The organism is Micromonospora sp. NPDC049089 (assembly GCF_040648775.1).
Taxonomy (GTDB): domain Bacteria; phylum Actinomycetota; class Actinomycetes; order Mycobacteriales; family Micromonosporaceae; genus Micromonospora.
Window position 1 is genome coordinate 1 of sequence record NZ_JBEZEH010000264.1, and the last position, 8,302, is coordinate 8,302.

The 8,302-nt window shown below is 70.5% G+C and carries 8 protein-coding genes and 2 pseudogenes; 8 read left to right on the plus strand and 2 right to left on the minus strand.

The annotated features are described in order from the left end of the window. From AB0B48_RS30205 to AB0B48_RS30230, 6 genes and pseudogenes are all read left to right on the plus strand, one after another. Window positions 1-480 (plus strand): annotated as a pseudogene (locus AB0B48_RS30205) (histidine kinase); the annotation flags it as partial. Window positions 481-561: 81 nt separating this feature from the next. Beyond that, complete coding sequence (locus AB0B48_RS30210; RefSeq protein ID WP_091403761.1) at window positions 562-984, plus strand: roadblock/LC7 domain-containing protein; 423 nt, start codon at window positions 562-564, stop codon at window positions 982-984. A 5-nt stretch (window positions 985-989) separates the two neighbouring features. Then, window positions 990-1,376 (plus strand): DUF742 domain-containing protein, encoded by a 387-nt coding sequence (locus AB0B48_RS30215; RefSeq protein WP_030337267.1) that lies wholly within the window; start codon window positions 990-992, stop codon window positions 1,374-1,376. Further along, window positions 1,357-1,968: an ATP/GTP-binding protein gene (locus AB0B48_RS30220; RefSeq protein ID WP_355009975.1), complete on the plus strand. Its 612-nt coding sequence runs from the start codon at window positions 1,357-1,359 to the stop codon at window positions 1,966-1,968. The genes AB0B48_RS30215 and AB0B48_RS30220 overlap by 20 nt, the downstream gene beginning before the upstream one ends. 95 nt (window positions 1,969-2,063) lie before the next feature. Further along, window positions 2,064-2,390 (plus strand): YciI family protein, encoded by a 327-nt coding sequence (locus tag AB0B48_RS30225; RefSeq protein ID WP_357207438.1) that lies wholly within the window; start codon window positions 2,064-2,066, stop codon window positions 2,388-2,390. A gap of 5 nt (window positions 2,391-2,395) precedes the next feature. After that, the gene (locus AB0B48_RS30230; protein WP_357207429.1) at window positions 2,396-3,655 is read left to right on the plus strand and encodes a sigma-70 family RNA polymerase sigma factor; all 1,260 of its coding nucleotides are present in this window, start codon (window positions 2,396-2,398) and stop codon (window positions 3,653-3,655) included. Window positions 3,656-3,842: 187 nt separating this feature from the next. Here AB0B48_RS30230 and AB0B48_RS30235 read toward each other — a convergent pair. After that, window positions 3,843-3,938 (minus strand): annotated as a pseudogene (locus tag AB0B48_RS30235) (XRE family transcriptional regulator); the annotation flags it as partial. Window positions 3,939-4,003: 65 nt separating this feature from the next. Next, on the minus strand, window positions 4,004-6,856 hold the full coding sequence (locus AB0B48_RS30240; protein WP_357207431.1) for an aconitate hydratase: 2,853 nt from the start codon (window positions 6,854-6,856) through the stop codon (window positions 4,004-4,006). Between the two features lie 159 nt (window positions 6,857-7,015). Here AB0B48_RS30240 and AB0B48_RS30245 point away from each other — a divergent pair, with 159 nt between their 5' ends. Both AB0B48_RS30245 and AB0B48_RS30250 read left to right on the plus strand, forming a co-directional pair. After that, window positions 7,016-7,375, plus strand: a complete 360-nt coding sequence (locus tag AB0B48_RS30245) for a glyoxalase (RefSeq protein ID WP_357207433.1) — start codon at window positions 7,016-7,018, stop codon at window positions 7,373-7,375. Between the two features lie 116 nt (window positions 7,376-7,491). Continuing rightward, a complete protein-coding gene (locus AB0B48_RS30250; protein ID WP_357207436.1) occupies window positions 7,492-8,193 on the plus strand; it encodes a DedA family protein in 702 nt (233 codons plus the stop codon). Window positions 8,194-8,302 lie beyond the last annotated feature (109 nt).

Here is an 8,302-nt window from a genome sequence, read left to right on the forward strand (position 1 = left end):
GCCGAGTCGAAGCCGATGCCACCCGCTCCCAGACCGAGCAGCAAGCGGCCGGCGGCCGACCTGCCCACCCGCGCCCGGCGCGGGCCCGCTCAGCCGGCCTTGGAAGCCCCGACAGTGCCCACCGGGCTGCCCGCTGTCGACACCACCCGCCCGGAGCCCTCCGGCGAAGAGGCGGCCCCGGCCGGCGACGGTGGGCCGGCGCCCGCCAGCGCCGATGCGGAGCGGACCGACTCCGGCCTGCCCGTCCGGGTCCGACAGGCGAACATCGTTCCCGAGTTGCGAGACGACCCGGCGGTGTCCGAAACCGACGACGAGGATGTGGTGCGCCCACCGGAGCAGGTTCGCCGGATGATGAGCTCCTACCAGACCGGCACCCGGCGTGGGCGGACCGACGCGGCGCGGCTGCTCGGCGGCGCCTCCGGCGCACCGGTGACGACGACGCCGTCCGAGCCGGCCGACGAGGATCCACAAGCGACCTGACCGAGCACCGACGACGCGCGGTGTGACGGTCGAGCCCCAGACGAACAACGGCACACAGCCGGGCGAGAAGAGGACGACGAAGTGACCCAGAAGACGGCTTCGAGCGCCGACCTGACGTGGTTGCTGGATGACCTGGTGGGCCGGGTGAAGCAGGCCGAACACGCGGTCGCGCTCTCCACCGACGGCCTCCTGATGGCCTCCTCGCAGGGGTTGAGCCGGGACGACGGTGAGCACCTCGCTGCGATGGCGGCCGGCATCCAGAGCCTCGCGCGGGGCGCCGGCAAGCGTTTCGGTGGCGGGCAGGTGCAACAGACCATCATCGAGATGCAGTCGTCGTTCCTGTTCGTCACCGCGGCGGGCCGCAACGCCTGCCTGGCGGTACTGGCCAGCGAGGACGCCGACGTCGGCCTGATCGCCTACGAGATGGCGATGCTGGTCACCCGGGTCGGCAAGTACGTCGCATCACCGTCGCGCGGCACTGATCAGCAGGTCGGCGAGAGGTAGCGGCGATGACGGTCCAGGGGGAGTCCGCAGACCATCAGTGGGTGGATGACCACGCGGGTCCGGTGGTGCGTCCGTACGCGGTGACGCGTGGTCGGGCCCGCCCGGTCACCGGCACATTCGACCTGATCTCCCTGGTCACGGCGACCCGAGCCGAGGTCACGCCCGAGGTCGGTCTCGGTCCCGAGCACTTGGCGATCGTCGGGCTGTGCCAACGCATACAGTCCGTCGCCGAGATCGCCGCCCATCTCGACCTGCCGGTGGGCACCATCAGGGTGCTCCTCGGTGATCTGGCGGCCCGCAGCCTGGTGCAGGTCCGCGAGCCACAGACCACGGCCGGTCTTCCCGACAACAGCATCTTCGAGGCGGTAATCAATGGACTACGGGCACTCTGACCGGCCGGCGGGAGCGACGCCACTGCCCACCGCGATCAAGATCCTGGTCGCGGGCGGCTTCGGCGTGGGCAAGACGACGATGGTCGGCGCGGTCAGCGAAACCCGGCCGTTGCGCACCGAGGAGGTGCTGACGGAGTCGGGGGTCGGCATCGACGACCTGTCCGGGGTGGAGAGCAAGACCACCACCACCGTGGCCATGGACTTCGGCCGGATCACCATCAGCGACGACCTGGTGCTGTACCTGTTCGGTACGCCGGGGCAGGACCGGTTCTGGTTCGTCTGGGACGAGTTGGCGTTGGGGGCGATCGGCGCGGTGGTGCTGGCCGACACCCGCCGGCTCGCCGACTGCTTCCCCTCGATCGACTACTTCGAGGGTCGGGGCACGCCCTTCGTGGTGGCGGTGAACTGCTTCCAGGACGCCCGGAAGTACCGGCTCGACGAGGTGCAGGCCGCGCTGAACCTGGACCCGGGTGTGCCGGTGCTGCTCTGCGACGCCCGGCAGCGTGAGTCCAGCAAGGAGGTGCTCGTCACGCTGATGGAGCACGCCATGAAGACCCGCGAGGCCCGCCGCCGCGCCGCCAGCGGAGACTGACCGGAATTTTTCGGGGGAGGGTGTCCGGAACGCTCCCGGCCGATCGTCATGCTGGCGACACCCCGAGAAACCAAGGGAGCGATCAGATGAAGTACATGATGTTCGTTTGCAGCGACACCGAGCCGGACACCGACCCCACCGAGCTTCCCGACATCGACAAGTGGGTGGCGGAGAACGACTCTCGTGGCCGCCGCCTGACCGGCAACGTACTGGGGCCGACCAGCGCGGCCACCACCGTCCGCGTTCGCGACGGCGAGCTGCTCGTCTCCGAGGGGCCGTTCGCGGAGACCGCCGAGGTGATCGTGGGCTTCGACCTGCTCGACTGCGCCGACCTGGACGAGGCGATCGAGGTGGCTCGCACCCACCCGATGGCCCGTGAGGGGCGACTGGAACTGCGTCCGTTCGCGGACCTGTCCGACTGACGAGGTTGTCCACCCCGCCGCGCCGGCCGGTGCGCATCCCGGCACCGTCCGACGCGGCGGCGGCGGAGGCCGTCGCGGTCGCCGGCGTCGAGGCGTACCCCCGGATCGTCGCGACCCTCATCCGGGTCACCGGGGACTGGGCGTTGGCCGAGGACTGCGCCCAGGAGTCGTTGACCGTCGCGCTGGAACGTTGGCCCACCGACGGTGTGCCGACCAACCCGGGCGGCTGGCTCATGACCGTGGCGCGCAACCGGGCGATCGACGTGCTGCGCCGGGCCACAGTGGAGCGGCGCAAGCTGCACGACCTGGCGTTGCTCACGCCCGACGACGCGCACCCCGAGCCCGAGGTGGGGCAGGACGTGGTGGACGACCGGTTGCGTCTCATCTTCACCTGCTGCCATCCGGCGCTCGCGATCGAGGCCCGGGTGGCGTTGACGCTGCGAACGGTCTGCGGCGTGCCAACCGCTGACATCGCCCGCCTGCTGCTGGTCAGCGAGTCGACGATGACCCGCCGGTTGACCCGGGCGCGCACCCGCATCGCCCAGGCCGGCATCCCGTACCGGGTGCCGAACGGGCCGGCGCTGACCGAGCGGCTGCCCGGCGTCCTCGCCGTGCTGTACCTGCTGTTCACCAGGGGCTACGTCGCCGACGGTGAACCGGCCTTCGCCGACGAGGCGGTCCGGCTGGCCCGGCTGCTGGACCGGCTGATGCCACACCAGTCCGAGGTCGCCGCGCTGCTGGCGCTGCTGCTGTTCCAACACTCCCGTCGGGACGCCCGCCGCGACGCCGCCGGCAACCTGCTCACCCTGCAACGGCAGGACCGCGACCGGTGGGACCGCGCCGCCATCGCCGAGGGCCTGACCGCCCTCGATCGGGTACGCCAGGACGGGCCGTACGCGTGGCAGGCCCGGATCGCCGCCTGCCACGCCACCGCCGCCTCGGCCGACGAGACCGACTGGCCGACGATCGCGCGGGCCTACGACGCGCTCGCCGAGCTGCGCCCCTCACCGGTGATCGCGCTCAACCGGGCGGTAGCGCACGGCTATGCGTACGGACCGGCCGCCGGGTTGATCCTGCTCGACGCGGCCCGCGCCGGAGGCAGGCTGGACGACCATCCGCTCGCCGTGGCGGTGCAGGCCGATCTGGTGGCCCGGCAGGGCGACCGGAGACGCGCGGCAGGACTGTTCCGGGAGGCGGCAGCAGCGGTGGGCTCGACCGCTGAGCGCCGTGCGTTGCTCGACCGGGCCGATGAACTCGCACCCTAGAGGATCGCGTCAGCTCTGAGCTGGCCGAGTCCGACGGTCGGACCACCCTTGTGCGTTTGATGGTCCGACCCTGATGACGACGCCGGTCGGGGCGTCGGAGAGGGCTGGCAGGGTGAATCTTCGACACTTTCCGTCTTCGGCTGACGGAAACTGTCCAAGATCTCAGCCTTCAGGCGGTGACGCGGCCGACGTGCGCGACCCGCGCCCCGTCCGGCATCTCGGCCACCGTGAACGGCCCACCGAGGCCCGGATACATGCCCGTGGCGGGCCCCAACAGGGGGAGCGACCCGGAAACGACGCAGGCTCCCTCCCGCCGAGGGCGGGAAGGAGCCTGGTGACGTCGGTACGTCAGTTGGCGATCATGCGGCGCAGCACGTACTGCAGGATGCCGCCGTGCCGGTAGTAGTCCGCCTCACCGGGGGTGTCGATCCGCACCACGGCGTCGAACTCCACGCCGGTGTCGGTGCTGACCTGCACGGTGCTCGGGGTGTCACCGTCGTTCAGGGCGGTCACCCCGGTGATGGTGAACGTCTCGGTGCCGGTCAGGCCGAGCGACTCGGCGGTGACGTCCACGGGGAACTGGAGCGGCAGTACGCCCATCCCGATCAGGTTGGAGCGGTGGATCCGCTCGTACGACTCGGCGATGACCGCCCGGACGCCCAGCAGCATCGTGCCCTTGGCCGCCCAGTCCCGCGACGAGCCCGAGCCGTACTCCTTGCCGGCCAGGATGACCAGCGGGATGCCGGCCTCATGGTAGGCCATCGAGGCGTCGTAGATCGAGGTCTGCTCGCCGGTGAGGTGGTTGACGGTGAAGCCACCCTCCACCCCGGGCACCAGCTGGTTGCGCAGCCGGATGTTGGCGAAGGTGCCCCGGATCATCACCTCGTGGTTACCCCGGCGGGAACCGTACGAGTTGAACTCGTGGCGCGGCACACCGTGCTCGGCCAGGTACGTGCCAGCCGGGGAGTCCGCCTTGATCGCGCCGGCCGGCGAGATGTGGTCGGTGGTCACCGAGTCCCCCAGCTTGGCCAGCACCCGTGCGGCGGAGATGTCGACGACCGGGCTCGGCTCCTGCTGCATGCCCTCGAAGTACGGGGGCTTACGCACGTAGGTGGAGTCGTTCTCCCAGGCGAAGGTGTCGCCGGTCGGGGTCGGCAGCGACTGCCACCGCTCGTCGCCGGCGAAGACATCGGCGTACGCGGCGCTGAAACCGGTGGCGCCGATCGCCTGGGCGATGACGTCCTGGATCTCGGCGCTGTTCGGCCAGATCTCGCGCAGGTAGACCGGGTTGCCCTCGGAGTCCTCACCGATCGGCTCGTTGGCCAGGTCGATGTCCATGGTGCCGGCCAGGGCGTAGGCGACCACCAGCGGCGGCGACGCCAGGTAGTTCATCTTGACGTCCGGGTTGATCCGGCCCTCGAAGTTCCGGTTGCCCGAGAGCACCGAGACGACCGACAGGTCGTGCTCGTTGACCGCGGCGGACACCTCCTCGGGCAGCGGGCCCGAGTTGCCGATGCACGTGGTGCAGCCGTAGCCGACCAGGTTGAAGCCGAGCTTGTCCAGGTACGGGGTGAGGCCGGCGCGCTCGTAGTAGTCCATGACGACCTTCGACCCGGGCGCCAGGGTGGTCTTCACCCACGGCTTGCGGGACAGGCCCTTCTCCACCGCGTTGCGGGCCAGCAGCGCGGCACCGATCATCACCTGCGGGTTGGACGTGTTGGTGCAGGAGGTGATCGCTGCGATCACCACTGCGCCGTGGTCCAGCTCGTACTCCACGCCGTCGCTGCCCGTGACCCGGACCGGGTTACTGGCCCGGCCGCCCGCGCCAACCGCCGCGGTCTCCAGGTCACGCGGCTCGTCGGCCGGGTCGCTGAACTCGTTGGCCGGCGGGTCGCTGGCCGGGAAGGACTCGGCGCTGGCCTCGTCGGCCGGACCGTTGGCGCCGCGCGGCAGCTCCTCGCGGGGGACACCCGGCTTGAGGTCGCGCTCACCGACGGAGTCGTCGGCAACGTAGTCGGTCAACGCGGAGCGGAACAGCGTCTTGGCGCTGCCCAGCGGCACCCGGTCCTGCGGGCGCTTCGGGCCGGCGAGCGACGGCTCGATGGTGCCGAGATCCAGCTCCAGGCGCTCGGAGTAGTCCGGCTCGGCGTCCGGGTCGTGCCAGAGACCCTGCTCCTTGGCGTACGCCTCGACGAGCGCGACCTGCGCGGCGTCCCGGCCGGTCAGCTCCAGGTAGCGGATCGTCTCCGCGTCGATCGGGAAGATCGCGACGGTGGAGCCGTACTCCGGGGACATGTTGCCGATGGTGGCCCGGTTGGCCAGCGGCACCGCGCTCACGCCGGGGCCGTAGAACTCGACGAACTTGCCGACGACACCGTGCTTGCGCAGCATCTCGGTGATGGTCAGCACCAGGTCGGTGGCGGTGGTGCCGGCCGGCATCTCACCGGAGAGCTTGAAACCCACCACCCGGGGGATCAGCATGCTGACCGGCTGGCCGAGCATCGCGGCCTCGGCCTCGATGCCGCCGACGCCCCAGCCCAGCACGCCCAGGCCGTTGACCATCGTGGTGTGCGAGTCGGTGCCGACCACCGTGTCCGGGTACGCCTGGCCGTTGCGCTCCATGATGGTGCGGGCCAGGTACTCGATGTTGACCTGGTGCACGATGCCGGTGCCCGGCGGGACGACCTTGAACTCGTTGAACGCGGTCTGACCCCAGCGCAGGAACTGGTAGCGCTCCTTGTTGCGCTCGTACTCCAGCTCGACGTTGCGGGCGAACGCGTCCTCGCGGCCGAACAGGTCGGCGATGACCGAGTGGTCGATGACCAGCTCGGCCGGGGCGAGGGGGTTGACCTTGGTGGCGTCGCCGCCCAGGTCACGTACTGCCTCGCGCATGGTGGCCAGGTCGACCACGCAGGGCACGCCGGTGAAGTCCTGCATCAGGACCCGCGCCGGGGTGAACTGGATCTCCACGCTCGGGGCGGCGGTGGAGTCCCACCCGCCGAGCTGGCGGATGTGGTCGGCGGTGATGTTCGCGCCGTCCTCGGTCCGCAGCAGGTTCTCCAGCAGGATCTTCAGGCTGTACGGCAACCGTGCGTGGCCGTCCACCTTGTCGATCTTGAAAATCTCGTAGCTCGCGTCTCCGACGCGTAGCTGGGTCTTCGCACCGAAGGTGTCGAGGCTCGCCACGTCGTACTCCTTCACACCAGCGACCGTGAGTAGTCCTGAGCAGTCTGTCGCACCGGCCGGGGTGCCGCCGAGGTTAGGTGACACTTACCGCCCGATTCCGCTTCCAACAAAACCGTACGTCCGTCTTGCTATATGTGCAAGCGAGTGCCAGGGTTCGAGACAGGAGGTGCCGCAATGATCCACCACGTACTGCTGGCCTGTCCGCGCGGCACCGAGGAGGTCTCGCGCGCCTTCTACGCTGGCCTGCTCGGCCTGGTCGAGAAACCCAAACCCCCGGCCCTCGCCGCCCGCGGCGGTTGCTGGTTCATCGGGTACGACGCCGAACTGCACCTCGGCGTCGAAGACGACTTCCGCCCCGCCCGCAAGGCACACCCTGCCCTGCTCCGCCCCGACCTCGACATGCTTGCCGGTCGGCTGCTCGACGCCGGGTACGACGTCGTCTGGGGTGACGACGAACTGCCCGGGATGCGCCGCTTCCATACTCACGACCCGCACGGCAACCGGCTGGAGTTCGTCGCCCCGCTCGCCGGCTGACGCCAGCCCTCGAGCCCTGCGGTTAAGGGTTGGATGGCGGCTGGGCGGTGTCCGCGAGCACGCCGGTTCACCAGGTCCCAGGGTAGGGTCGGAGGCCGGATCGGAAGGGGTGCCGAGTGGTCGACGTCCAGCACTGGCTCTCGGCCCTGCCTCCGGGCGTGGTCTACCTCATCGTCGCCGGCGTGATCGGCGTCGAGAGCATGGGTGTCCCGCTGCCCGGAGAGATCGTGCTCGTCAGCTCCGCCCTGCTCGCCGCCACCGGAGTGGTGGAGCCGGAGTGGGTGGCCAGCGCCGCGGCGTTCGGCGCCATCGTCGGCGACTCCGTCGGGTACGCCGTCGGCCGACGCGGCGGTCGCCCTCTCCTCGCTCGACTGGGCAGACGGTTCCCCAAACACCTGGGCCCGGCGCAACTCGCCCGTGCCGAACAGAGCTTCGCGCGGCACGGCGTCTGGGCGGTCTTCTTCGGTCGGTTCGTGGCACTGCTGCGGATCCTCGCCGGGCCGCTCGCCGGTGCGCTGCACGTGCCGTACCGCCGCTTCCTCCTGGCGAACGCGGCCGGCGGCTTGGTCTGGGCCTTCGGCACGACGTACCTGCTCTACTCGGTCGGCAAGGCCGCCGAACACTGGCTGAAGGACATCTCCTGGGCCGGATTGGTCCTCGCGGTGCTCGCCGGGCTCGGCAGCACCTGGTGGCTGCGCCGTCGCGCCCACCGCGTCACGTCGACCGACAGGGCGCCCGGCGTGGAGGTGGCCTCCGACGGTCAGTCGGCTGCGGTGGCCTCCGACGTCGATCCGGTCCCCGCGGGCAACGAGCACTGATCTTTGACTGGTCATGCCGAAGGGGCCGGCCCGCGGTGGGGTGCGGCCCCGAGGTCTGTGGGTGGGGGGGGGACGTTGTGGAAAACACCGGGGGCGATGGAGTGACCCA

Excerpts from the sequence above, each read along its gene's own strand:
- AB0B48_RS30215 (WP_030337267.1), top strand. The coding sequence starts at position 990 with ATGACGGTCCAGGGGGAGTCCGCAGACCATCAGTGGGTGGATGACCAC.
- AB0B48_RS30220 (WP_355009975.1), top strand. The coding sequence starts at position 1,357 with ATGGACTACGGGCACTCTGACCGGCCGGCGGGAGCGACGCCACTGCCC.
- AB0B48_RS30225 (WP_357207438.1), top strand. The coding sequence starts at position 2,064 with ATGATGTTCGTTTGCAGCGACACCGAGCCGGACACCGACCCCACCGAG.
- AB0B48_RS30245 (WP_357207433.1), top strand. The coding sequence starts at position 7,016 with ATGATCCACCACGTACTGCTGGCCTGTCCGCGCGGCACCGAGGAGGTC.